The sequence below is a fragment of the Pseudomonas sp. NPDC089743 genome, from assembly GCF_044748785.1.
GTDB classification, from domain to species: Bacteria; Pseudomonadota; Gammaproteobacteria; order Pseudomonadales; family Pseudomonadaceae; genus Aquipseudomonas; species Aquipseudomonas putida_X.
Window position 1 is genome coordinate 232,638 of the sequence record NZ_JBIVGS010000001.1, and the last position, 22,394, is coordinate 255,031.

22 protein-coding genes and 1 pseudogene are annotated in these 22,394 nt (G+C 62.8%); 12 read left to right on the top strand and 11 right to left on the bottom strand.

The annotated features are described in order from the left end of the window. Positions 1-20: 20 nt before the first annotated feature. The 3 genes and pseudogenes from ACIPZC_RS01145 to coaBC all read right to left on the bottom strand — a co-directional run. Positions 21-1,394, bottom strand: a pseudogene (locus ACIPZC_RS01145) (phosphomannomutase/phosphoglucomutase); the annotation flags it as partial. A gap of 135 nt (positions 1,395-1,529) precedes the next feature. Beyond that, positions 1,530-1,985 carry a dUTP diphosphatase gene (gene dut, locus ACIPZC_RS01150; protein ID WP_012312134.1) on the bottom strand — a complete coding sequence of 152 codons (456 nt, stop codon included), beginning with the start codon at positions 1,983-1,985 and terminating at the stop codon, positions 1,530-1,532. Between the two features lie 5 nt (positions 1,986-1,990). After that, the gene (gene coaBC, locus ACIPZC_RS01155; RefSeq protein ID WP_241806755.1) at positions 1,991-3,202 is read right to left on the bottom strand and encodes a bifunctional phosphopantothenoylcysteine decarboxylase/phosphopantothenate--cysteine ligase CoaBC; all 1,212 of its coding nucleotides are present in this window, start codon (positions 3,200-3,202) and stop codon (positions 1,991-1,993) included. A gap of 130 nt (positions 3,203-3,332) precedes the next feature. On the opposite strand from coaBC, the gene radC reads away from it, so the two are divergent. Next, positions 3,333-4,013 carry a DNA repair protein RadC gene (gene radC, locus ACIPZC_RS01160; RefSeq protein WP_267820049.1) on the top strand — a complete coding sequence of 227 codons (681 nt, stop codon included), beginning with the start codon at positions 3,333-3,335 and terminating at the stop codon, positions 4,011-4,013. A 70-nt stretch (positions 4,014-4,083) separates the two neighbouring features. Here radC and ACIPZC_RS01165 read toward each other — a convergent pair whose 3' ends face one another. Beyond that, on the bottom strand, positions 4,084-5,673 hold the full coding sequence (locus tag ACIPZC_RS01165; protein WP_400624254.1) for an ABC transporter substrate-binding protein: 1,590 nt from the start codon (positions 5,671-5,673) through the stop codon (positions 4,084-4,086). Between the two features lie 360 nt (positions 5,674-6,033). On the opposite strand from ACIPZC_RS01165, the gene rpmB reads away from it, so the two are divergent. Both rpmB and rpmG read left to right on the top strand, forming a co-directional pair. After that, complete coding sequence (gene rpmB, locus ACIPZC_RS01170; protein ID WP_012312138.1) at positions 6,034-6,270, top strand: 50S ribosomal protein L28; 237 nt, start codon at positions 6,034-6,036, stop codon at positions 6,268-6,270. Between the two features lie 10 nt (positions 6,271-6,280). Next, positions 6,281-6,436 (top strand): 50S ribosomal protein L33, encoded by a 156-nt coding sequence (rpmG, locus tag ACIPZC_RS01175; RefSeq protein WP_003253507.1) that lies wholly within the window; start codon positions 6,281-6,283, stop codon positions 6,434-6,436. Between the two features lie 78 nt (positions 6,437-6,514). Here rpmG and ACIPZC_RS01180 read toward each other — a convergent pair whose 3' ends face one another. Continuing rightward, positions 6,515-6,715 (bottom strand): hypothetical protein, encoded by a 201-nt coding sequence (locus ACIPZC_RS01180; RefSeq protein ID WP_241804938.1) that lies wholly within the window; start codon positions 6,713-6,715, stop codon positions 6,515-6,517. Positions 6,716-6,810: 95 nt separating this feature from the next. Next, complete coding sequence (locus ACIPZC_RS01185; protein WP_241804939.1) at positions 6,811-7,170, bottom strand: cupin domain-containing protein; 360 nt, start codon at positions 7,168-7,170, stop codon at positions 6,811-6,813. A 196-nt stretch (positions 7,171-7,366) separates the two neighbouring features. On the opposite strand from ACIPZC_RS01185, the gene ACIPZC_RS01190 reads away from it, so the two are divergent. Further along, positions 7,367-8,860 (top strand): aldehyde dehydrogenase, encoded by a 1,494-nt coding sequence (locus ACIPZC_RS01190; RefSeq protein WP_400624259.1) that lies wholly within the window; start codon positions 7,367-7,369, stop codon positions 8,858-8,860. A 102-nt stretch (positions 8,861-8,962) separates the two neighbouring features. After that, positions 8,963-10,102 (top strand): MFS transporter, encoded by a 1,140-nt coding sequence (locus tag ACIPZC_RS01195; RefSeq protein WP_241804941.1) that lies wholly within the window; start codon positions 8,963-8,965, stop codon positions 10,100-10,102. Positions 10,103-10,111: 9 nt separating this feature from the next. On the opposite strand, the gene ACIPZC_RS01200 is transcribed toward ACIPZC_RS01195, so the two are convergent. After that, complete coding sequence (locus tag ACIPZC_RS01200) at positions 10,112-11,662, bottom strand: phospholipase D family protein (protein WP_400624263.1); 1,551 nt, start codon at positions 11,660-11,662, stop codon at positions 10,112-10,114. Positions 11,663-11,722: 60 nt separating this feature from the next. Then, positions 11,723-13,153: a PLP-dependent aminotransferase family protein gene (locus ACIPZC_RS01205; RefSeq protein WP_400624266.1), complete on the bottom strand. Its 1,431-nt coding sequence runs from the start codon at positions 13,151-13,153 to the stop codon at positions 11,723-11,725. Between the two features lie 177 nt (positions 13,154-13,330). Here ACIPZC_RS01205 and ACIPZC_RS01210 point away from each other — a divergent pair, with 177 nt between their 5' ends. After that, a complete protein-coding gene (locus ACIPZC_RS01210) occupies positions 13,331-13,561 on the top strand; it encodes a DUF1127 domain-containing protein (RefSeq protein WP_241804944.1) in 231 nt (76 codons plus the stop codon). A gap of 41 nt (positions 13,562-13,602) precedes the next feature. Here the strand turns inward: ACIPZC_RS01210 and ACIPZC_RS01215 are convergent, their stop codons facing one another. Beyond that, a complete protein-coding gene (locus ACIPZC_RS01215) occupies positions 13,603-14,895 on the bottom strand; it encodes an NAD(P)/FAD-dependent oxidoreductase (RefSeq protein ID WP_400624269.1) in 1,293 nt (430 codons plus the stop codon). Between the two features lie 132 nt (positions 14,896-15,027). Here ACIPZC_RS01215 and ACIPZC_RS01220 point away from each other — a divergent pair, with 132 nt between their 5' ends. After that, on the top strand, positions 15,028-15,381 hold the full coding sequence (locus ACIPZC_RS01220) for a YkgJ family cysteine cluster protein (RefSeq protein ID WP_400624272.1): 354 nt from the start codon (positions 15,028-15,030) through the stop codon (positions 15,379-15,381). Positions 15,382-15,383: 2 nt separating this feature from the next. Here the strand turns inward: ACIPZC_RS01220 and dadR are convergent, their stop codons facing one another. After that, a complete protein-coding gene (gene dadR, locus ACIPZC_RS01225) occupies positions 15,384-15,872 on the bottom strand; it encodes a transcriptional regulator DadR (RefSeq protein ID WP_003258963.1) in 489 nt (162 codons plus the stop codon). A 153-nt stretch (positions 15,873-16,025) separates the two neighbouring features. Between dadR and dadA the strand changes: the two genes are divergently transcribed. The 5 genes from dadA to ACIPZC_RS01250 all read left to right on the top strand — a co-directional run bounded on the left by dadA (position 16,026) and on the right by ACIPZC_RS01250 (position 21,681). Beyond that, positions 16,026-17,327 (top strand): D-amino acid dehydrogenase, encoded by a 1,302-nt coding sequence (dadA, locus tag ACIPZC_RS01230; RefSeq protein ID WP_400624275.1) that lies wholly within the window; start codon positions 16,026-16,028, stop codon positions 17,325-17,327. A gap of 85 nt (positions 17,328-17,412) precedes the next feature. Next, positions 17,413-18,486 (top strand): alanine racemase, encoded by a 1,074-nt coding sequence (gene alr / locus ACIPZC_RS01235; protein WP_400624278.1) that lies wholly within the window; start codon positions 17,413-17,415, stop codon positions 18,484-18,486. A 110-nt stretch (positions 18,487-18,596) separates the two neighbouring features. Continuing rightward, positions 18,597-19,145, top strand: a complete 549-nt coding sequence (locus tag ACIPZC_RS01240) for a cupin domain-containing protein (protein WP_241804949.1) — start codon at positions 18,597-18,599, stop codon at positions 19,143-19,145. A gap of 154 nt (positions 19,146-19,299) precedes the next feature. Then, complete coding sequence (locus tag ACIPZC_RS01245) at positions 19,300-19,704, top strand: cytochrome c5 family protein (protein WP_241805183.1); 405 nt, start codon at positions 19,300-19,302, stop codon at positions 19,702-19,704. 117 nt (positions 19,705-19,821) lie between these two features. Next, positions 19,822-21,681, top strand: coding sequence for an acetyl-CoA hydrolase/transferase C-terminal domain-containing protein (locus ACIPZC_RS01250; RefSeq protein ID WP_400624281.1), 1,860 nt, complete (start codon positions 19,822-19,824; stop codon positions 21,679-21,681). An 81-nt stretch (positions 21,682-21,762) separates the two neighbouring features. On the opposite strand, the gene ACIPZC_RS01255 is transcribed toward ACIPZC_RS01250, so the two are convergent. Further along, positions 21,763-22,335: a xanthine phosphoribosyltransferase gene (locus ACIPZC_RS01255; protein WP_241804951.1), complete on the bottom strand. Its 573-nt coding sequence runs from the start codon at positions 22,333-22,335 to the stop codon at positions 21,763-21,765. Positions 22,336-22,394 lie beyond the last annotated feature (59 nt).

The window sequence follows — 22,394 nt, forward strand, 5'->3', positions numbered from 1 at the left end:
TGTAAGGAACAGATAGTCGGTCAGAACGGCAGTTGCAGCTCAGGGGCAACTCGCAGCAACTGGGCGCGGAAAACATCCTTGATACGTTGCAACTCGGCGTCGGTTTCGGCCTCGAAGCGCAGCACCAGCACCGGTGTGGTGTTGGAGGCGCGAACCAGGCCCCAGCCTTGGGCATAGTCGACCCGCACACCGTCGATGGTGGTCAGGCTGGCTTGGCCCCAGTCGGCGTCGCGTTGCAGTGCATCAATGATGCTGAATTTACCCTCGTCGGTCACATCAATATTGATTTCCGGCGTCGAAATATCGTTCGGGAATGCGGCAAACAGGCTTTCGGCGTCCTGCTCGGCCTTGCTGAGGATCTCCAGCAGGCGTGCAGCGCTGTAGATGCCGTCGTCGAAACCGTACCAGCGCTCCTTGATGAAGATGTGCCCGCTCATTTCGCCGGCCAGCAACGAACCACTCTGCTTCATCTTCTTCTTGATCAAAGAGTGACCAGTCTTCCACATCAAGGCGCGGCCGCCGTGTTGCTCGATCAGCGGTGTCAGGCGGCGGGTGCACTTGACGTCGAAGATGATCTCGGCCCCCGGGTTGCGCGCCAGCACGTCCTGAGCGAACAGCATCAGCAGGCGGTCGGGGTAAACGATGCTGCCGGTGTTGGTCACTACACCGACGCGGTCTCCGTCGCCGTCGAAGGCCAGGCCGATATCGGCACCGGTTTGCTTGACCTTGGTGATCAGGTCTTCAAGGTTTTCAGGCTTGCCCGGGTCCGGATGGTGGTTGGGGAAGTTGCCATCCACCTCGCAGAACAGTGGGATGACTTCGCAGCCCAACGCTTCGATCAGCTGCGGCGCGATAACGCCGGCAGCGCCGTTGCCGCAGTCCACCACCACCTTGAGCTTTTTCACCAGCTTCACGTCAGCGACGATCTGCTGGAAGTAGCGCTCGAGGATCTCGACCTTCTCCACGCTGCCTTCGCCACGGGTCAGGTCATTGGTTTTCAGGCGGGTCAGCAGGGCCTGGATCTGTTCGTTGGCCAAGGTATCGCCGGCGATGACGATCTTGAAACCGTTGTAATCCGAAGGGTTGTGGCTGCCGGTCAGCATCACGCCGGACTTGCCGGCCAGGACGTTGGCAGCAAAATACAGTGCCGGGGTCGGCACCAGGCCAACATCGCTGACCTGGCAACCGGCATCGGCCAGGCCTTTGATCAGCTGTTCGACCAGCAGCGGGCCGGACAGGCGGCCATCGCGGCCAACGGAAATCTGTGGCTCGCCTTGGGCGAGCGTCTGCGCGCCAATGGCGCGGCCGATCCAGTAAGCGGTGTCGGCGTGCAGGGTCTTGCCGACCACGCCACGGATGTCATAGGCGCGGAAAATACTGTCGGGCAGTGCAGGGACCAGTTGGGCCATGTCGTTCATCTCTGGAAGCTCCATTAGTCAAAGGCTGTCTGGGCAGGCGCAAACTGAACGCTTGGACGGTGGTTTCATCAGAGAGTTCGCCATCCATGGCCTGAACGGTCGCCGGTCGGCTCAGTGGCTGCCGGAATGGCCGAAACCGCCGGTGCCGCGCTGGCTTTCGTCGAAGGCCTCGACGACTTCAAAGTGCGCTTGTACCACCGGTACCAGCACCAGCTGGGCGATGCGCTCGCCAACGGCGATGGTGAAAGGCGTGTTGCCACGGTTCCAGCACGACACCATCAGCTCACCCTGGTAGTCCGAGTCGATCAGGCCGACCAGGTTACCCAGCACGATGCCATGCTTATGGCCCAGGCCCGAGCGGGGCAGGATCATCGCGGCCAGGCCCGGGTCGCCGATATAGATCGAAAGGCCGGTAGGAATCAGCAGGGTCTGGCCCGGCTCCAGGACGGTGTCTTCCTTGAGCAGGGCGCGCAGGTCCAGGCCGGCGGAGCCAGGGGTGGCATATTGCGGCAGCGGAAATTCACTGCCCAGGCGTGGGTCGAGGATCTTGGCTTGAAGAGCGTGCATGTAACTTATTGAACCTGGTTGAGCCGTTCGGCGATGAAGGCGACCAGTTGCCGGGCAATCTTGCCTTTGCTGGTCTGCGCGAAGAGGGTTTGATGCTGCTGGCGGTCGATCACGGTCAGGGCATTTTCCTCGCTGTTGAAGCCGATGCTGGGGTTGGCCACATCATTGGCGACGATCAGGTCGAGGTTCTTGTCCTTGAGCTTGCGCGTGGCGTAATCGAGCAGATGTTCGGTCTCGGCAGCGAAGCCGACACTGAACGGGCGGTCGTCGCGGCCAGCAATGGTGGCAAGGATATCGGGATTGCGCACCATCTGCAGCAGCATGCCGTCGCCTGTCGTGGGATCTTTCTTGAGCTTTTGTGTGGCAACGACCTCCGGGCGGTAGTCCGCGACCGCTGCCGAGGCGATGAACAGGTCGCACGGCATGGCCGCCTCGCAGGCTGCAAGCATGTCCCGCGCGCTGACCACGTCGATCCGGTTGACCCGGTCCGGGGTCTGCAGATGCACAGGGCCGGTGACGAGGGTCACCCGAGCACCGGCTTCTGCGGCCGCCTCGGCCAGCGCGAAACCCATCTTCCCGGAGCTATGATTGGTGATGTAACGCACCGGGTCGATGTTTTCCTGGGTGGGCCCGGCGGTGATCAGCACGTGTTTGCCGGTGAGCGCCTGGCGCTTGAAGCTCTCGGCGGCGCACCAGGCCAGGTCGGTGGCTTCAAGCATGCGACCCAGGCCTACGTCGCCGCAGGCCTGGCTGCCGGAGGCCGGGCCGAACACCTGGATGCCACGGGTCTTGAGCAGCTCCAGGTTGGCCTGGGTCGCCGGGTCGCGCCACATGGCCTGGTTCATGGCCGGCGCCACGGCCACGGTGGCGTCGGTGGCCAGTACCAGGGTGGTCAGCAAGTCGTCGGCCATGCCTTGTGCCATGCGCGCCATGAGGTCGGCGGTGGCGGGGGCGATCAGTACGAGGTCGGCCCATTTGGCCAGCTCAATATGGCCCATGGCCGCTTCGGCGGCAGGGTCGAGCAGATCCATGTGTACCGGGTGGCCGGACAGCGCCTGCAGGGTCAGCGGGGTGATGAATTCAGCACCACCACGGGTCATGACGACGCGCACTTGCGCGCCGTGCTCCAGGAGTCGGCGAATCAGCTCGGCGCTCTTGTAGGCGGCAATGCCGCCCCCCACGCCGAGAACGATGCGCTTGCGATACAGCCGCTGCATAGGCTTGCCTTTTTCCAGAGAGAGCGGGCAGCGACGAACAGGATTGCCTGCGGCAGAACGTCGCATGTACGAGGCGAAATAGATTAACACAGGGCCTAAACGTGTCGCAGCAGGGCGCAGAGGAGATGCAATGAAGATAAGGGAGTGGCCAGCCGAGGAGCGGCCCAGGGAAAAGCTGATGCAGCGAGGGGTGGGCAGCCTTTCGGATGCCGAATTGCTGGCTGTGTTTCTCGGCTCTGGCGTGAGAGGCCGCAACGTGGTGGAGCTGGCGCGAGGGTTGCTCGCCAGGTTCGGCGGCTTGCGCCAGTTGCTCGAAGCTGACAGGGAAGCATTCGTGGGGGAGCTCGGGCTTGGGCCGGTGCGGTATGGCCAGTTGCAGGCACTGCTGGAGATCGGCCGGCGCAACCTTGCCACAGCGATCGAGCGCGACTGCGCCCTGGAGAGCCCTTCGGCGGTGCGCAGGTACCTGAAAGCCATGCTGCGTCATGAGCCCAGCGAAGTATTTGGCTGCCTGTTCCTGGATAGCAAACACCGGCCGTTGGCGTTCGAAATCCTGTTCAGAGGGACGATCGACCGGGCCAGCATCTATCCGCGGGAGGTGGTGCGCCGTTCGTTGATGCATAACGCTGCGGCATTGATTCTCTGCCACAACCATCCTTCGGGGAACAGTGAGCCGAGCCAGGACGATGTGCACATGACGCTTGCATTGAAGCAGGGGTTGGCGCTGATCGACGTGCGGGTGCTCGATCACATCATCGTCGGTGATGGGGAGCCGCTGTCGATGGTGGAGCAAGGGTGGATTATCGCTTAGTTGCTGCCTGTCTGCAGGCTCGACCAGCCGCCGGCAAGCCAGCGGTGGGTCGAGCCTGCAAAGCCGAGGGTCAGCGTTTCACCGAAACCTTGCTCAGGTCCAAACGCCCGAACGGGCTTACCTGGTACCCCTCGACCCCGTCGCGCAACAGCGCTGCCGCCGTCGGGTGCGCCAGCGGCACCCAGAGCGCCTGTTGCTGAATCAGCGTCTGCGCCTGCTGGTACAACCGGCTGCGCACGCTCTGGTCGTTGGTGGTGCGCCCTGCACTGATCAACTGGTCCAGCCGGCTGTCACAGAACCGCGCGAAGTTGGTCCCCGACTTGACCGCTGCACAGGAAAACTGCGGGCTGAGGAAGTTGTCCGGGTCGCCATTGTCACCGGCCCAGCCCATGAACAGCAGGTCATGCTCGCCGGCCTTGGCCCGACGGATCAGCTCACCCCATTCGATCACGCGGATTTCAGCCTTGATGCCGATCTTGGCCAGGTCTGCCTGGAGCATCTGCGCGCCCAGGCTTGGGTTGGGGTTGAGCAGGCTGCCCGACGGGCGGGTCCAGATCGTGGTGCTGAACCCCTCTGCGTAACCGGCTTTGCTCAGCAGCGCCTTGGCTCGCTTGAGATCCAGCGGGTAGCCCGGCAGGTCCTTGGCATAGCTCCAGGTGTTCGGCGGGTAGGGGCCGTTGGCGGCGGTGGCGGTGCCTTCGAAAACGGCCTTGAGGTAGGCCTGCTTGTCGAAGGCCAGGTTGATTGCCTGGCGCACTTCAGGTTTGTCCAGCGGCGGGTGCTCGCTGTTGATGGCCACGAAGGCTGTCATGAAGGCCGGCGTCGTGGCGACCTTCAGGTTACCGTCCTTGCCCGCTTCGGCAACGTCCAGGGGCTTGGGCGACAGGGCGACCTGGCATTCCCCACGCTTGAGTTTCTGCAGGCGTACGTTGGCATCGGTGGTGATGGCGAAGATCAGTGGATCGACCGCAGGCTTGCCATCGAAGTAGTCAGGGTTGGCGCGGTAGCGCACCACGGCGTCCTTCTGGTAACGCTGGAAGACGAACGGGCCGGTGCCGATCGGCTGGCTATTGAGCTTTTCCGGGGTGCCTGCCTTGAGCAGTTTGTCGGCGTACTCGGCGGAGTAGATCGAAGCGAAGCCCATGCTCAAGGTGGCCAGGAACGTGGCGTCGGCGTGGGTCAGGGTGAAGCGGACGCTGTTCGGCTCCGGGGCCTCGATCGATTTGATCAGGCTGCCCAGTTGCAGTGATTGGGCGTGCGGGTAGCCACCCGGTGCGGTCTTGTGCCAAGCGTGGGCGGGGTAGAGCATGCGCTGGAAGCTGAACAGCACATCGTCGGCATCGAGCGCGCGGGTTGGTTTGAAATAAGGCGTGGAGTGGAATTTGACCCCGTCACGCAGCTTGAAGTCGTACACCAGCCCGTCAGTCGACACTGTCCAGCTCTGCGCCAGGCTTGGGACGACCTTGCCTTGGCTTGCGTCGAACTCGACCAGGCGGTTCATCAGAACGTCGGCCGAGGCGTTGGTGGTGGTCAGCGAGTTGTACTGGACCACGTCGAAGCCCTCGGGGCTGGCTTCGCTGCAGATACTCAGTGGCGCGGCCTGGGCGATGCCGGCAGCAAGCAGGGTGGTGAGCATTAAGGAAAGGGCGGCGGCACGCATCGTGGCTCCTTGGCTGTCAGTGGCCCATCTGCCAGAGCAGTCTGGAAACGTCCTACCCTAGTGTGCGCATCAGCAAATGACCACCCTCTTTTTATGCGGGTTGGCGACGAGTGGTCGACAGTTCGCCGGGCTAGCCGCTATGCTGCTCGCGCACGATTTGTCTCCGGCAGATGCTCATCAGCAGTTGTTGCAATGCAGTCTTTCTGGTATAAAGCAGCGCTCTTTTCTAGGGGCTCGGCCTGTCGCATCAGCGGATCCGGTCGGTAAGACCTCCAGAATCACGGCGCCTGGCGCCAAAGACTGAGAGATTAAGCGGCCAACCCATGCCGGGTTGGGCATGTGGTTTTAGAGGGCTGAGTCATGTCGAGAGTCTGTCAAGTTACTGGTAAGGGTCCAGTAACCGGGAACAACATTTCCCACGCAAACAACAAAACCCGTCGTCGTTTCCTGCCGAACCTGCAGCACCACCGTTTCTGGGTTGAATCCGAGAACCGTTTCGTGCGTCTGCGCGTATCTGCCAAAGGCATGCGCGTCATTGACAAGCGTGGTATCGACGTAGTGCTGGCCGAGCTGCGTGCTCGCGGCGAAAAGTTCTAAGGAGAACGTCATGCGTGAATTGATCCGTCTGGTTTCGAGTGCTGGCACTGGCCACTTCTACACCACCGACAAGAACAAGCGCACCACCCCGGACAAAATCGAGATCAAGAAATACGATCCCGTTGTTCGCAAGCACGTGGTGTACAAGGAAGCCAAGATCAAGTAATTGATCGGCGACCTGAAAAAAACCCGCATCCGAAAGGACGCGGGTTTTTTTTTACGTGGATGCCAACAGCAGTGGATATCAGCTGATGCGCAGGCCGTCGATGGTGCCGTTGGCATCGACGCTGATCATCACCCGGTCGGAGCGTATGTCCAAGGTGGTGACGTCGCGTGGGCCGGCGGCGCTCAGCAGGCCAGTAAGTTCGAGAATGTAGGGTTTGACGCTTTCTACATACTGCGAGCCAATCACGTGACGAGCACGGTCGAGGATATCGGTAGTCATGGTGTTCTCCTTGAGTTGTCCCGAATTGGACGCATCAAGGATCCCGCCTTTGGCTTGCCGGACTGTGGTAGTTAATCACCACGCTGGCGTCGCAATCATTTCTGCTCGAACATCACATAAATCTTGCGGCACGGCTCCAGCACTTCCCAGGTGCCCTGGAAGCCAGCCGGGATGACGAACCGATCACCGGCACGCAGGGTCTTGGCCCCGCCATCCGGGTCGCGCAATACTGAAACGCCCTGCACGATCTCGCAGTATTCGTGCTCGGTGTAGTTCACCGTCCACTGCCCCACTTCACCTTCCCAGACACCCGCGGCGAACTGCCCGCACGGGCTGGAATAGTGGTTGTAGACAGCCTGGTCTGGTTCGCCCTTGAGGATTTTTTCTGCCGCGGGACGGTAGCGTTCAGCCTCGGTGAGGACCTGGGCGAAGTCGATGATGTTGGCGATGTTCATGGTGCGGCTCCTATTTTTGTTTAATAAAATGCACATCAGTAGGCTTTTGAGCCTCATGTGTCAAATATATTGATAGTTTGCACTGGCTGGTTTAGGGTATCGCTTGCCAGTGTGCGCTTGTCGCCCGGCCAGAATTCTGACAACGCCTGTGAGTTCTCAGTGCGGCGTTGCACCTAAACAAGAGGAGGAGTTTCGTATGACCACCCTGACTCGTGCAGACTGGGAGCAACGTGCCCAGCAATTGAAGATCGAAGGGCGTGCCTTCATCAACGGCGAATACACCGACGCCGCATCCGGTGAAACCTTCGACTGCCTGAGCCCGGTCGACGGACGCTTCCTGGCCAAGGTTGCCAGCTGCGACCTGGCCGATGCCAACCGCGCGGTGGAAAACGCCCGTGCAACCTTCGATTCCGGCGTCTGGTCGCAGCTGGCTCCGGCCAAGCGCAAAGCCAAGCTGATCCGCTTCGCCGACCTGCTGCGCAAGAACGTCGAAGAGCTGGCGCTGCTGGAAACCCTGGACATGGGCAAGCCGATCGGCGACTCCTCCAGCATCGACGTGCCGGGTGCGGCCAATGCCATCCACTGGACCGCCGAAGCCATCGACAAGGTCTACGACGAAGTTGCCCCCACCCCGCATGACCAGCTAGGCCTGGTTACCCGCGAGCCAGTGGGTGTGGTCGGTGCCATCGTACCGTGGAACTTCCCGCTGCTGATGGCCTGCTGGAAGATCGCTCCAGCCCTGGCCACCGGTAACTCGCTGGTACTCAAGCCATCCGAGAAGTCGCCGCTGACCGCTATCCGCATCGCCCAGCTGGCCATCGAAGCCGGCATCCCGGCCGGTGTGCTGAACGTACTCCCAGGCTACGGCCACACCGTCGGCAAGGCCCTGGCCCTGCACATGGACGTCGATACCCTGGTGTTCACCGGCTCGACCAAGATCGCCAAGCAGCTGATGGTGTACGCCGGCGAGTCGAACATGAAGCGCGTCTGGCTGGAGGCCGGCGGCAAGAGCCCGAACATCGTCTTCGCCGACGCCCCGGACCTGCAGGCCGCTGCCGAAGCTGCCGCCAGTGCCATCGCCTTCAACCAGGGCGAAGTCTGCACTGCCGGCTCCCGCCTGCTGGTCGAGCGTTCGATCAAGGACCAGTTCCTGCCCATGGTGGTTGAAGCGCTCAAGGGCTGGAAACCAGGCAACCCGCTGGACCCGCAGACCACCGTCGGTGCGCTGGTCGACACCCAGCAGATGAATACCGTGCTGTCGTACATCGACGCCGGCCACAAGGACGGCGCCAAGTTGCTGGCCGGTGGCAAGCGCACCTTGGAAGAAACGGGCGGCACTTATGTCGAGCCGACCATCTTCGACGGCGTGACCAACGCCATGAAGATCGCCCAGGAAGAAATCTTCGGCCCGGTGCTGTCGGTGATCGCCTTCGATACCGCCGAAGAAGCCATCGCCATTGCCAACGACACGCCCTATGGTCTGGCCGCTGGTATCTGGACCTCGGATATTTCCAAGGCCCACAAGACCGCCCGTGCCGTGCGCGCGGGCAGTGTCTGGGTCAACCAGTACGATGGCGGCGACATGACCGCGCCGTTCGGCGGCTTCAAGCAGTCGGGCAACGGCCGTGACAAGTCGCTGCATGCGCTGGAGAAGTACACCGAGCTGAAGGCGACCTGGATCAAGCTGTAAATCCACAGGGGCTGCGCTACAGCCCCAACAACAGCCGGGCCGGTTCACGCCGTCCCGGCTGTGTCGTTTCTGCTATTCAAGCATTTTGCCTGGGAGGCTGCTATGCGCTGGGGAACCTACTTTGCCGTGCTGGCATCGGTGCTGAGCGTCGGGCTCGCGCTCGGCGTGAGCATGCCGCTGGTGTCCCTGCGGCTGGAGGCCTGGGGCTACGGCAGCTTCGCCATCGGCGTGATGGCGGCTATGCCGGCGCTGGGTGTGCTGCTCGGTGCGAGCCTGGCCAGCCGCCTGGCCGGGTGGGTCGGCGTGCCTGCGGCCATGCGCTTGTGCCTGTGGGGCGGGGCGTTATCGATCGGCCTGCTGGCGGTGTTGCCGAGCTACCCGCTGTGGTTGGCGCTACGCTTGCTGATCGGTATGTCGCTGACCGTGGTGTTCATCCTTGGCGAGAGCTGGATCAACCAGTTGGTGGTGGAGCAGTGGCGCGGGCGCCTGGTGGCGCTGTATGGCAGCAGCTACGCCTTGAGCCAGCTGGCCGGGCCACTGGTACTGGGCTTTCTCGGCTCCGACGATGACTTTGGCTTCTGGGCTGCGACGGGCCTGTTACTGCTATCGCCCTTGCTGCTGTTGGGGCGTGGCGGCGCACCGAGTACCGAGGCCTGCAGCGTTACCTTCCGCGACCTGTTCGCCTTCTGTCGCCGACTGCCGGTGATCGCCTGGGCCATCGCGCTGTTCGCTTCCTTCGAGGCGATGATCCTCACCCTGTTGCCGGTGTATTGCCTGCAGCAGGGTTTCACCACCGAGCTGGCGCTGTTCATGGTCAGTACCGTGGTGGTGGGTGACGCGGTGCTGCAATTGCCGATTGGCGCCTTGGCCGACCACATGTCGCGGCGCGCACTGTTCACCGCTTGTGCGGTGACCTTGCTGTGTTCCAGCCTGGCGATTCCGTTGCTTTTGCACACGCCGGCGATCTGGCCGTTGTGGGTGCTGTTCGGTGCCAGTGCCGGTGGCCTGTTCACTTTGTCGCTGATACTGATCGGCGAGCGGTACCGGGATGATGCCCTCGTGCGGGCCAATGCCCATGTGGCGCAGCTGTGGGGTATCGGCTGCCTGCTGGGGCCGTTGCTGGCAGGTGCAGGTAGCCAGTGGCTCAGTGGCCATGCCTTGCCGCTGCTGATGGCGATTGGGGCGGCCGGGTTGGTGGTGTTGACCCGGCGGCGCGGTGCCTTCGAGCCCGCCGCCGCCTGAGGCCCTGGGCTAGAGCATTTTCTCCAGCCCGACGGCCTTGCTGATCCACGCATTGAACCGCCGCCAGAGCCCACCGGGCTCTGCCGTCAGGGTGTGCAGTCGGCCGTTGTCCTCGGTCACCCAGGCCAGCTTGTCATGCTCGAGCCTGACCTGATAACTGAGCGCTGGCGCCATGCCCTGAACGGCCAGCTCGCGGGTGTATTCGGCCAGCTCCGGGCTGTCCACCAGCACCCCGACCTCGGTATTCCACAGCACCGAACGTGGGTCGAAATTGAACGAGCCGATGAAGGTCTTGCGCCGGTCGAACACGATCGCCTTGCTGTGCAGGCTGGAATCCGAACCGCCTTGGTAACTCAGGCGTCCGGCACTGGGGTCGCCCGGCTGGCGGCGTAACTCGAACAGCTGCACGCCGTGTTCGAGCAGCGCCCGGCGGTAGGGCGCATACCCGCCATGCACCGCCGGTACATCGGTGGCCTCCAGTGAGTTGGTCAACAGCTTGACCGACGTACCGGCGTCCGCACGGCCGGTCAGGTACAGCAGCCCCGGCTCGCCAGGGACGAAATAGGCCGAAACCAGGATCAACTCGTGATGCACGTTAGCCAGGTCAGGGGCCAACTGCTGGCTCATCAGCAGCTGCGGATCCGGCTCGTCGTCTGCCAGCACCTTGCTCGGTGCGTCCCACAAGGCCTGACTGTGGGCCCAGATCAGCTCATTACGCCAAACATCCAGGCGTGGCTCTGACTGATAGGCCATCAGGCGGTCATACAGCGCCTTGTGTTGGACCCGCGCCTCGGCCAGGGACACTTCCAGGCGGTGGCGGCTGGCGGCAAGGTCGGCTGCATCCGGCAGTTGCCAGAGGAAGTCAGTGACAGGCCTGCTCAGGGCACTGTTCCAGTATTGGTCGAAGCTGTGCCCGAGCTGCTCGGCCACCGGGCCCACGCCGAGCATGTCGATGTCAGTGAAATTCAGGTTGGGCTCGGCATCGAAATATTCATCGCCCAGGTTGCGTCCGCCGACGATGGCCATGCTGTTGTCCACCAGGAACAGCTTGTTGTGCATGCGCCGGTGCTGGCGCGACAGGTTGAACAGGCGCCCGAACGCCCGCGTCACCCCTGTGCTGCGGCCCAGGTGCAGGGGGTTGAATACACGGATCTGGATGTTCGGATGGGCATCCAGGGTGCCCATGATGGTATCCAGGCCATCGCTGGTGGTGTCGTCGAGCAGAATGCGCACGCGTACGCCCCGATCAGCCGCGCGCAGCAGTTCATGGACAAGGGCGCGGGTGCTCAGGCCGTCGTGGACGATGTAGTACTGCAAGTCGATGCTGGCCTGGGCGTTACGGATCAGCTCGGCGCGGGCCCGGAAGGCCTCGTTGCTGTTGGGCAGCAGACGGAAACCGGACCGTCCCTCATAGGGTGCGGCCTGGCGCAATACCGAGCGGCCGAAAGCTGAATCTTTGGCCGGCAATGCCTGGCTGGTCTCGCGGGGTGTACCGACGCTGGCGCAGCCTGCAAGGCCTAGCAGCGCCAGCAGCAGGGGCAGAGCTCGCTGGAGTCTCAAAGGTGGATCGTCCTGTGCGGCAAGGGCTTGAGAGGTAGGACCGTCAAGGGCGGCGCAAAGTTACCCGTCGGTGTGACTTTCATCCAGTAGACGAAGGGCGGTTTCCCCCACTTTGCGTACCGCGTCCTCGATTTGCGGGGTTGGCCGCGCGGCGAAATTCATCCGCAGGCAGTGGCGGAACTTGCCAGAGGCCGAAAAGATGCTGCCCACGGCAACCTGCACGCCCTGTTCCAGTAAAGCGCGGTTCAGCCGCAGCGTGTCGAAATGTTCTGGCAGCTCCACCCACAGCATGAAGCCTCCCTGAGGCCGGCTGACGCGTGTGCCAGGCGGGAAGTAGCGGTTCACCCAGTCGCTCATCAGGTCGCGGCCGCGCTGGTACTGGCTACGCATGCGCCGTACATGGGGGTGGTAGTGGCCGCTGGCGATGAAATCGGCGATCGCCAGCTGCGGCTGGGTGGCCGTGCTGCCGGTGCTGATGTACTTCATGTGCAACACCCGCTCCAGATAGCGCCCCGGCGCCACCCAGCCGATGCGCAGGCCCGGGGCGAGCGTCTTGGAGAACGAACTGCACAGCAGCACACGACCGTCGTCGTCGAACGACTTGAGGGTGCGCGGGCGAGGGTAGGTGTAGGCCAGGTCGCCATACACATCGTCTTCGAGGATGGCGACATCATAGCGCTGGGCCAGGTTCAGCAGGGCCTTCTTGCGCGCTTCGGGCATGATGTAACCAAGCGGATTGTTACAGCTTGGCGTGATCTGGATGAGCTTGATCGGCCACTGTTCAAGTGCCAGTTCCAGCGCTTCCAGGCTGATGCCGGTGATGGGGTCGGTAGGGATCTCCAACGCCTTCATGCCCAAGCCTTTGAGGGTTTGCATGGCGCCGTGAAAGCTCGGCGAATCTACCGCGACAATGTCGCCCGGCTCGCAGACTGCGCGGATACTGCACGACAACGCCTCGTGGCAGCCGGTCGTCACCACCAGGTCCGCCGGGCCAAGGCGGCAGCCCGAGTCCAGCACCAGGCGGGCAACCTGCTCGCGCAAGGCGAGGTTGCCGTGGATGTTGTCGTAGTACAGCCCCGGCATGTCCTGGCGCCGGCTGAGCTGGGCCAGGCTGCGCAGCAGGGGCTTCAGGCTCGGGCTGTCGATGTCGGGCATGCCACGGCCGAGCTGTATGACGTCTTGACGAGGCGTGCTGCGTACCAGCTCCAGGACCTGTTCCCACTGCGAAATGTCCACTGGCCGCTGGGCCGGGCGGCTGACGGCGGGCAGTGCGGCGAGGTGGCGATGGTCGTTGACGAAGTAGCCGGATTTGGGGCGTGGCGAAACCATGCCGTTGTCTTCCAGCAGGCGGTAGGCCTGCTGCACCGTACTCAGGCTGACCCCGTGCTCCACGCTCAGGGCGCGCACCGATGGCAGGCGCTGGCCGGGGCGGTAGAGGCCCTGCTCGATACGGGTGCCGAGCAGCTCGGCGAGGTTCAGGTAGAGCGTCACGGCATACTCCTGTGGGCGATTGCCCGCCCGACCAGTACAGTTGCGTTGAAAATACAGCATTCAGGCAGAAAGTGGCCAATTCTGTATGGGAATAATAAGGGTGTATTGAATCTGTATTGCTGGTGCTGGCAACGCGCATGCTTTCTCCACGTAACCACTGAACGGGAGAACGCAGCGATGGGCGGGATGAGCGATGTGCGCTTGCAATTGTTGGCCAGGGAGCTGGAAGCCGGGCAGCAGGCCAAGGTGTTCAACGCCCCGCAAGGGATGGGGCGCTGGGGCCTGATGCTGCATCGCTGGCACACCCGCAGGGCGTTGCTGCAGTTGACTGATGCCGAGCTGCGCGATGTTGGGCTGAGCTGGGAGCAGGCCCTGAGCGAAGGGCGTAAACCCTTCTGGAAAGACTGACCTGCATGACCCTGCGCGGTCCTTGCTGGACCGCTCAGGTTTCAGGCCAATTCTTTGAGCCTGTGCCAGAGCATCCCCAACGCCAGCAGCGGCGAGCGCAGGTATTTGCCGCCAGGGAAGGTGATGTGTGGCACCTTGGCGAACAGGTCGAAGCGCCCGCTTTGCTGGCCGCTGATGGCTTCACCCAGCAGGCGCGCTGCCAGGTGAGTGGCGTTGAGCCCATGGCCAGAGTAGGCCTGGGCGTAATAGACATTCGGCTGGCTGGCCAGGCGGCCGATCTGTGGCAGGCGGTTGGCGCCGATGCCGATCATCCCACCCCACTGGTAATCGATGCGCACATCGGCCAGTTGCGGGAACACCTTGAGCATCTTCGGCTGCATGTAGGCGGCAATGTCCTGCGGATCGCGGCCGGAGTAATGGCAGGCACCGCCGAACAACAGGCGGTGGTCGGCGGACAGGCGGTAGTAGTCCAGTGCCACGCGCTGGTCACACACCGCCATGTTCTGCGGCAGCAGCTGGCGCGCGCGTTCCTCACCCAGCGGTTCGGTGGCGATGATGTAGCTGCCTGCTGGCAGCACCTTGCCGCCCAGCTCGCGGTTCAGGCCGTTGTGGTAGGCATTGCAGCACAGCACCAGGGTTTTGGCGCGCACCCTGCCTTGGGCGGTGTGCACTTTCACTTCAGGGCCGTACTCGATGCGGCTGACGTGCGATTGCTCGAATAGCTGCACACCGAGGCGGCTGGCCACGGCTGCTTCGCCCAGCGCCAGGTTGAGCGGGTGCAGGTGCCCTGAGCCCATGTCGATCAGGCCGCCCACATAACGGTCGGAGCCGACCACGCTGTGGATAGCGTCTTTGTGCACCAGACGCAGTTCGTGACGGTAGCCCAGGCTGCGCAATTCTTCGGCATCTTCGGCGAAGCCTTGCAGCTCGCCGGGCTTGTTCGCCAGGTCGCAGTAACCCCAGGTCAGGTCGCAGGCGATGGCGTGGCGCTCGACCCGCTCACGGACGATGTCCACGGCTTCCAGGCCCATCAGCTTCATGCTGCGCACGCCTTCTTCACCGATCACCGCACGGAACTGATCCAGCCCGTGGCCCACGCCCCGGATAAGCTGGCCGCCATTGCGACCGCTGGCACCCCAGCCGAGCTTGCGCGCTTCCAGCAGGATCACCGACAGGCCACGTTCGGCCAGCTCGATGGCGGTGTTGAGGCCCGAGTAGCCACCGCCAACGATGCACACGTCGGCGCTGTGCTCGCCTTGCAGGTACGGATGATCGGGGTGTGGCGCGCTGCTGGCGGCGTAGTAAGAGGCGGCGTGCTGCGCGCTGTGGATCATTGGCGGGTCCTGGGTGTCGAGACAGAGGAGGGAGGATAAGCCGGGTTTTCGGGGTCGGGCAACCGGCCTCATTCTGGGCAAGCCGGCGATGAGGCCTATAATCGAGCCTCAATCTTCAATGTGTTTGTCACCATGTCCTGCAACCGCCACAAGATCCAGTTCCTGCGTGAACTCATCCCTTCCTTCGAATGCGAGCCCGGTTGTCACGACTGTTGTGGCCCGGTAACCACGTCTGCCGAAGAGATGGCCCGCCTGCCGCGCAAGTCACAGGCTGAGCAGAATGCGGCACTGGAGCGCCTGGACTGTGTGCACTTGGGGCCCAATGGCTGCACCGTCTACGAAGAGCGGCCGATGATCTGCCGCTTGTTCGGCACCACCCCGCGCATGGCCTGCCCACGCGGCCGTGGCCCGGAACAGATGATCGAGCCGCAGGCCGAGGAGCTCGTCCACCGGTTCATCGCCACCACCCGGCAGGTGCTGGTCTAGCGTCAATCCGGGATCGGCAGGCAGAGGCTTTCCTTCACCTCCTCCATCACGATGTAGCTCTTGGATTCACGCACATGCGGCAGCTTGAGCAGGATGTCGCCAAGCAGCTTGCGGTATGAAGCCATCTCCGAAATACGTGCCTTGACCAGGTAATCGAAATCGCCCGACACCAAGTGGCATTCCAGCACGTGGGGCAGCTTGAGTACCGCGCGGCGGAACTCCTCGAACGTGTCGCCCGACTTGTAGTCCAGGCTGATTTCCACGAATACCAGCAGGCTGCCCTTCAGGTGCTGAGGGTTGAGCCGGGCGTTGTAGCCCATGATGATGCCCTCCCGCTCCAGGCGGCGCACGCGCTCGGTGCAAGGGGTGGTGGAAAGCCCGACTTTCTCGCCCAGTTCGGTGAAGGAAATGCGCCCGTCATTCTGCAGGATCCGCAGGATGTTGCGGTCGATCTTGTCCAGTTCACGCTTGCTCTGGTGCTGGGTTCTCATAGGGGATGCCCCTCCGTGAAAGGCGTTTTTGCCGAGAATTCTCGCCAAATATAGGCTTTTATATAGTGAATTGCACTGGCCTGTAATTTTTATACTGCGCGCATCCATGCCATTTCAACAAAAATGCGGTGCGCCGCGTGCGAGGGATCAACGATGCGAGTTCTGGTACTTGGTAGCGGTGTAATCGGAACCGCCAGTGCCTATTACCTGGCCCGGCAAGGTTTTGAAGTGACTGTGGTCGATCGCCAACCGGCGGTGGCGATGGAAACCAGCTTCGCCAACGCAGGCCAGATCTCGCCCGGCTACGCCTCGCCGTGGGCCGCCCCAGGCGTGCCGCTCAAAGCCATCAAGTGGCTGCTGGAGCGCCACGCGCCACTGGCCATCAAGCTGACCGGCGACGTCGACCAGTACCTGTGGATGGCGCAGATGCTGCGTAACTGCACCGCCAGCCGGTATGCAGTGAACAAGGAGCGCATGGTGCGCCTGTCTGAGTACAGCCGCGATTGCCTCGACGAACTGCGCGCCGAAACCGGTATCGCGTACGAAAGCCGCACCTTGGGCACCACCCAGCTGTTCCGCACCCAGGCTCAGGTCGATGCTGCTGCCAAGGACATCGCTGTGCTCAAGCAGTCGGGGGTGCCCTATGAGCTGCTGGACCGCGACGGCATTGCCCGTGTCGAGCCCGCCCTGGCAGGGGTCAAGGACATTCTCGCCGGTGCCCTGCGCCTGCCCAACGACCAGACCGGCGACTGCCAGCTGTTCACCACCAGGCTTGCTGACATGGCCCGCAAGTTGGGTGTCGAATTCCGCTTCGGCCAGGACATCCAGCGCCTCGACTTCGCCGGTGACCGAATCAATGGCGTATGGGTCGACGGCAAGCTTGAAACCGCCGACCGCTACGTGCTGGCGCTGGGCAGCTACTCGCCGCAGATGCTCAAACCGCTGGGCATCAAAGCACCGGTCTACCCGCTCAAGGGGTATTCGCTGACCGTGCCGATCACCAACGCCGACATGGCGCCTACTTCGACCATTCTCGATGAGACCTACAAGGTCGCCATCACCCGCTTCGACAACCGTATCCGTGTCGGTGGCATGGCTGAGATCGCCGGTTTTGACCTGTCGCTGAACCCGCGCCGGCGCGAAACACTGGAGATGATCGTCAACGACCTTTATCCTCGCGGCGGTGACCTGAGCCAGGCCAGTTTCTGGACCGGCCTGCGGCCGGCGACTCCGGACGGCACCCCGATCGTGGGGGCTACCGCGTTCCGAAACCTGTTCCTCAATACCGGCCACGGTACGCTGGGTTGGACCATGGCCTGTGGTTCCGGGCGCCTGCTGGCTGACCTGATTGCGCGCAAAAAGCCGCAAATCAGCGCTGAAGGGCTGGATATTTCACGCTATGGCAACACCCGGGAAGCCGCCAAGCAAGGCCATACGGCGCCAGTGCACCAGTAATCGCCTGGCGTCACCGGCCCATCGCAGGCCTGCCGGCGATGGGTTCAACACTGTTTTCAACCTGAATCACCATAAGGCTGCCGCCATGCGTCCCGCCCGCGCCCTGATCGACCTCCAAGCCCTGCGTCACAACTACCGTCTTGCCCGTGAACTGACCGGCGCCAAAGCGCTCGCCGTGATCAAGGCCGACGCCTATGGCCACGGTGCCGTGCGTTGCGCCCTTGCACTGGAAGCCGAAGCCGATGGCTTTGCCGTGGCGTGCATCGAAGAGGCGCTGGAGTTGCGTGCGGCAGGCATCAAGGCGCCGATGCTGCTGCTCGAAGGCTTTTTCCAAGCCAGCGAGCTTTCCCTGATCGCCGAGCATGACCTGTGGTGCGTGGTGCATTCGCTGTGGCAGCTTGAGGCCATCGAAAATACCCCCGTGCACAAGCCATTGACCGTTTGGCTCAAGCTCGACAGCGGCATGCACCGTGTCGGCTTGCACCCCAAGGACTATCACGACGCTTACCAGCGCCTGCTGGCCAGCGGCAAGGTTGCGCGCATCGTGCTGATGAGCCATTTCGCCCGTGCCGATGAACTGGATGCCGACGCCACTGGGCAACAGATTGCCGTGTTCGAGGCCGCCCGGCAGGGGCTGGCTGCCGAATGCAGCCTGCGCAACTCGCCCGGCGTGCTCGCCTGGCCTCATGCCCCCAGCGACTGGGTGCGCCCTGGCATCATGCTGTATGGCGCAACTCCGTTCGACGTGGCGCAAGCCCGGGCCGAGCGCCTGCAGCCGGTAATGACCCTGCAATCGCAGGTGATCAGCGTGCGGGAACTGCCCGCTGGCGAGCCCGTAGGCTACGGCGCCAAATTCATCAGCCAACGCCCCACCCGGGTCGGTGTCGTTGCCATGGGCTATGCCGATGGCTACCCCCGCCAGGCCCCGACCGGTACCCCGGTGATGGTCGCCGGCAAGCGCAGCCAGCTGATTGGCCGGGTTTCCATGGACATGCTGTGCATCGACCTGACCGACGTGCCCGAAGCGACCATCGGCAGCCCGGTCGAGCTGTGGGGCAAGCACGTGTTGGCCAGTGACGTCGCCATGCACGCAGGGACCATCCCCTACCAGATCTTCTGCAACCTCAAACGCGTGCCACTGGACTACGTCGGCGAATGACACGCTGAAGCGGACAGCCTGAGGGGCGGTGTGTTGTAAATACTGAACGGCATTGCCATCATATCGTTCACATTCACCCCGCCATCTCACCGTTTCAGGAGGCTCCAGCTTTGGACGTCGGCGAACGACTGCAAGCCATCCGCAAGCTCAAGGGCCTGTCCCAGCGTGAACTCGCCAAGCGTGCGGGCGTGACCAACAGCACCATCTCGATGATCGAGAAGAACAGTGTGAGCCCCTCGATCAGTTCGCTGCGCAAGGTGCTTAGCGGCATTCCCATGTCCATGGTCGAGTTTTTCTCCGTGGAACTGGAAGCGCAAAGCCAGGCCCAGATTGTCTACAAGGCCCACGAGCTGATCGACATTTCCGACGGCGCGGTGACCATGAAGCTGGTAGGCAAGTCGCATCCCAACCGCGCGATCGCCTTCCTTACCGAGGTCTACCCGCCGGGTGCCGACACCGGAGCGGAGATGCTCACCCACGATGGCGAAGAGACCGGCATCCTCCTGGAGGGCCGGCTGGAACTGGTGGTAGGCACCGAGACCTTCATCCTCGAAGAAGGTGACAGCTACTATTTCGAAAGCACCCGCCCGCACCGTTTTCGCAACCCGTTCGATGAGCCGGCCCGACTGATCAGCGCGGCAACGCCCTCGAACTTTTGATCCAGCGCAGTGCATTGATTCGGCAATACCCCTTTCCTGAGTAGGGTCGTTTCACGGCTTGTGGGTTCCCGCTATACTTTTCAACGCTCGCATTACCGTGGCCGCGGGCGTGATTAGCCACCATGAGGGTGTTCGCGTGAACCAAACCAAGAAGATGCTGGCCGTACCAGCAGCCGTATTCGCCCTTTGGGCAATGAGCGCAACCGCTGCGACCAATGATGACATTGCCAAACGCCTCGAGCCGGTGGGTCAGGTGTGTGTCCAGGGCCAGGAATGCAAGGGCATGGAGGTGGCCGCTTCGGCTGGCGGTGGCGGTGCCAAGACACCGGATGAAATCATCGCCAAGCATTGCAACGCCTGCCATGGCAGCGGCCTGCTCGGCGCGCCGAAAATTGGCGACACCGCCGCGTGGAAAGAACGTGCCGACCACCAGGGCGGCCTCGATGGGATCCTTGCCAAGGCCATAACCGGCATCAATGCCATGCCCCCCAAGGGCACCTGCGCCGATTGCTCGGATGAAGAACTCAAAGCAGCCATCCAGAAGATGTCCGGGCTTTGAGCCAGCGTTGAATTGCCGATAGCCCGCCTTCCATGGCGGGCTTTGTCTTTGCGCAGGCAACGACCGCTGTCGATTCCTGTCCAACCCCTGAACCTACGGAAGACTCAGGAGGCCAAGATGCACCTCTGCTCCATCGACCAGGCAGTCGAGCAGGTCTTGTCACGCTTGCCCGCCCACATTCACATGGGCCTGCCGCTGGGGCTTGGCAAACCCAATGCCTTCGTCAATGCGTTGTACGCCCGGGTGCGTGACCTGCCAGAGCGCCGCTTGACGATCTACACGGCTTTGTCGCTTGGCCGCCCACCCTTGGGCGACGGCCTGCAACGACGTTTCCTCGAGCCCTTCGTCGAGCGTGTGTTCGCCGATTACCAGGAACTCACCTACCTGGCCGACCTGCGCAACGACCAGCTGCCGCCCAACATCCGCGTCGAGCAGTTCTTCATGCAGCCCGGCGGCCTGCTGCACAGTGATTGCGCGCAGCAAGACTACGTCAGCAGCAACTACAGCCACGCAGCCCGCGACATCAACGCCAAGGGCCTGAACCTGATCGCGCAATTGGTCGCCGCCACGCCGGAAAGGCCGGTGCACTTGAGCCTGGCCTGCAACCCCGATATCACCCTCGACCTGCTGCCGATGATCGCCAAGCGCCGCGAGGCCGGCGAAACCATCCTCATGCTCGGTCAGGTGCATGCCGAGCTGCCCTACATGCCAGGCGATTCGGAGTTGGGCATGGAGGCGTTCGACCTGCTGATCGATCAGGTGGAACAGCGTCGGCTGTTCTCCACACCGAACATGCCGGTAACCACCCAGGACCATTGCATCGGCCTGCACGCCAGCACCCTGGTGCGTGATGGCGGCACCCTGCAGATCGGCATTGGCGCCATGGGTGATGCCGTGACCGCTGCGTTGCTGGCGCGCCAAGGCGACAACCCTGGGTATCGGGCATTGATGGGTGAGCTGGATGTAGGGCCCTGGCACACCCTGATCGAGCGTGAGGGCGGGCTGGATGCGTTCGCCCAAGGCCTCTATGGGTGCAGTGAGATGTTCGTCAACGGCCTGCTGGCGCTGGCCGAAGCCGGGGTGGTGCGGCGCCCGGCTGACGAGCAAGGCGTGCTGGTACATGGCGGCTTCTTCCTTGGCCCGCAGGCGTTCTATCAACGCTTGCGGGAGATGCCACTGGAGCAGCGCGCGCAGTTTGCCATGACGCGTATCAGCTTCATCAACGAGCTGTATGGCCAGGAAGAACTGAAGCGCCGCCAGCGGCGTGATGCCCGCTTCATCAACACCGTGTTCACCATGACCCTGCTCGGCGCGGGGGTAGCCGACCAGCTGGAAAGTGGCCGCGTGCTCAGCGGCGTGGGCGGGCAGTACAATTTCGTCGCACAGGGCCACGCGCTGGAGGGCGGGCGATCCATCCTGTTGCTGCGCAGTTGGCGTGAGGCGGGGGGCGAGGTCAGCTCCAACCTGCTCTGGGCCTACGGCCACTGCACCATCCCCCGGCACTTGCGTGACATCGTGGTGACCGAGTACGGCATCGCCGACTTGCGTGGGCAGACCGACAGCGAAGTGATCGCCCGGCTACTGGCAATCACCGACTCCAGATTCCAGGGCGAGCTGATCGAACAGGCCAAGCAGGCAGGCAAGCTCGCAAAAGACTTTCAACTCGATGCGCGGTTTACCGACAACACGCCTGAGCGACTTGAGCAGATCAGGGCGCGGCATGCACGGCTGTTCCCTGAGTACCCGTTGGGGACTGATTTCACTGCCGAGGAGCGGGACTTGCTGCGGGCGTTGGGTTGGCTCAAAAGCAAGTTCAGGTTGAGCGAGGTGCTGGAGCTGGGCAAGGCAGCGCTGGATGCGCCGGGGCCGGAGGGGTATGCGGCGCAGTTGGCGCGCATGCAGCTCGATGAGCCGCGAGGGCTGAAAGAAGAGCTGTATCAGCGGTTGGTTTTGGCAGGGTTGGCAGCGACGCGATAATTACGGGCCTGCTTTGCAGCGGACTGCCGGCACGCCAGCTCCTTTGGGAGCCGGCTTGGCGACGTTGAGGCCAGTACAGGCTCAATCGATGAAGCTGACCACGCCACCTTCCAGCGACTTCACCCGGGCCAGGGATTCAACGCGGTAACCTTGGCTATCCAGCTCGGCACGGCCACCCTGGAACGATTTCTCGATGACGATACCCAGGCCGGCAACGGTGGCACCGGCTTGCTTGATGATCGAGATCAGCGCCTGGGAGGCCTTGCCGTTGGCCAGGAAATCATCGATCACCAGCACGCGGTCGCTGCTGTTGAGGTGGCGCGGGGAGATGGCCACGGTGTTTTCGGTCTGCTTGGTGAAGGAATACACCGAGGCCGTCAGCAGGTTTTCGGTCAGGGTCAGGGACTGATGCTTGCGCGCGAAGATGACCGGAACGCCCAGCTTCAGGCCAGTCATCACCGCCGGCGCAATGCCCGAGGCTTCGATGGTGACGATCTTGGTCACACCGGCATCGGCGTAAAGGCGAGCGAATTCGTCACCGATCAGCTGCATCAGCGCAGGGTCGATCTGGTGGTTGAGAAACGCATCGACTTTGAGAACCTGATCGGAAAGCACGATGCCTTCGTCGCGAATCTTCTGCTGCAGTGCTTCCACTGTGTATCTCCGATGTAGCAAAGGTGGCCGCAAAGAGCGGCAGAGTTAAAGAGTAATGG

What these genes read in the sequence shown, in the direction of transcription:
- ACIPZC_RS01185 (WP_241804939.1), bottom strand. Translation starts at nt 7,170, where the DNA reads ATGAACATCGCCAACATCATCGACTTCGCCCAGGTCCTCACCGAGGCT.
- rpmG (WP_003253507.1), top strand. Translation starts at nt 6,281, where the DNA reads ATGCGTGAATTGATCCGTCTGGTTTCGAGTGCTGGCACTGGCCACTTC.
- ACIPZC_RS01245 (WP_241805183.1), top strand. Translation starts at nt 19,300, where the DNA reads ATGCTGGCCGTACCAGCAGCCGTATTCGCCCTTTGGGCAATGAGCGCA.
- alr (WP_400624278.1), top strand. Translation starts at nt 17,413, where the DNA reads ATGCGTCCCGCCCGCGCCCTGATCGACCTCCAAGCCCTGCGTCACAAC.
- dadA (WP_400624275.1), top strand. Translation starts at nt 16,026, where the DNA reads ATGCGAGTTCTGGTACTTGGTAGCGGTGTAATCGGAACCGCCAGTGCC.
- radC (WP_267820049.1), top strand. Translation starts at nt 3,333, where the DNA reads ATGAAGATAAGGGAGTGGCCAGCCGAGGAGCGGCCCAGGGAAAAGCTG.
- ACIPZC_RS01180 (WP_241804938.1), bottom strand. Translation starts at nt 6,715, where the DNA reads ATGACTACCGATATCCTCGACCGTGCTCGTCACGTGATTGGCTCGCAG.
- rpmB (WP_012312138.1), top strand. Translation starts at nt 6,034, where the DNA reads ATGTCGAGAGTCTGTCAAGTTACTGGTAAGGGTCCAGTAACCGGGAAC.
- ACIPZC_RS01190 (WP_400624259.1), top strand. Translation starts at nt 7,367, where the DNA reads ATGACCACCCTGACTCGTGCAGACTGGGAGCAACGTGCCCAGCAATTG.
- ACIPZC_RS01195 (WP_241804941.1), top strand. Translation starts at nt 8,963, where the DNA reads ATGCGCTGGGGAACCTACTTTGCCGTGCTGGCATCGGTGCTGAGCGTC.
- ACIPZC_RS01250 (WP_400624281.1), top strand. Translation starts at nt 19,822, where the DNA reads ATGCACCTCTGCTCCATCGACCAGGCAGTCGAGCAGGTCTTGTCACGC.
- dadR (WP_003258963.1), bottom strand. Translation starts at nt 15,872, where the DNA reads ATGAGAACCCAGCACCAGAGCAAGCGTGAACTGGACAAGATCGACCGC.
- ACIPZC_RS01215 (WP_400624269.1), bottom strand. Translation starts at nt 14,895, where the DNA reads ATGATCCACAGCGCGCAGCACGCCGCCTCTTACTACGCCGCCAGCAGC.
- ACIPZC_RS01165 (WP_400624254.1), bottom strand. Translation starts at nt 5,673, where the DNA reads ATGCGTGCCGCCGCCCTTTCCTTAATGCTCACCACCCTGCTTGCTGCC.
- dut (WP_012312134.1), bottom strand. Translation starts at nt 1,985, where the DNA reads ATGCACGCTCTTCAAGCCAAGATCCTCGACCCACGCCTGGGCAGTGAA.
- ACIPZC_RS01220 (WP_400624272.1), top strand. Translation starts at nt 15,028, where the DNA reads ATGTCCTGCAACCGCCACAAGATCCAGTTCCTGCGTGAACTCATCCCT.
- coaBC (WP_241806755.1), bottom strand. Translation starts at nt 3,202, where the DNA reads ATGCAGCGGCTGTATCGCAAGCGCATCGTTCTCGGCGTGGGGGGCGGC.
- ACIPZC_RS01210 (WP_241804944.1), top strand. Translation starts at nt 13,331, where the DNA reads ATGGGCGGGATGAGCGATGTGCGCTTGCAATTGTTGGCCAGGGAGCTG.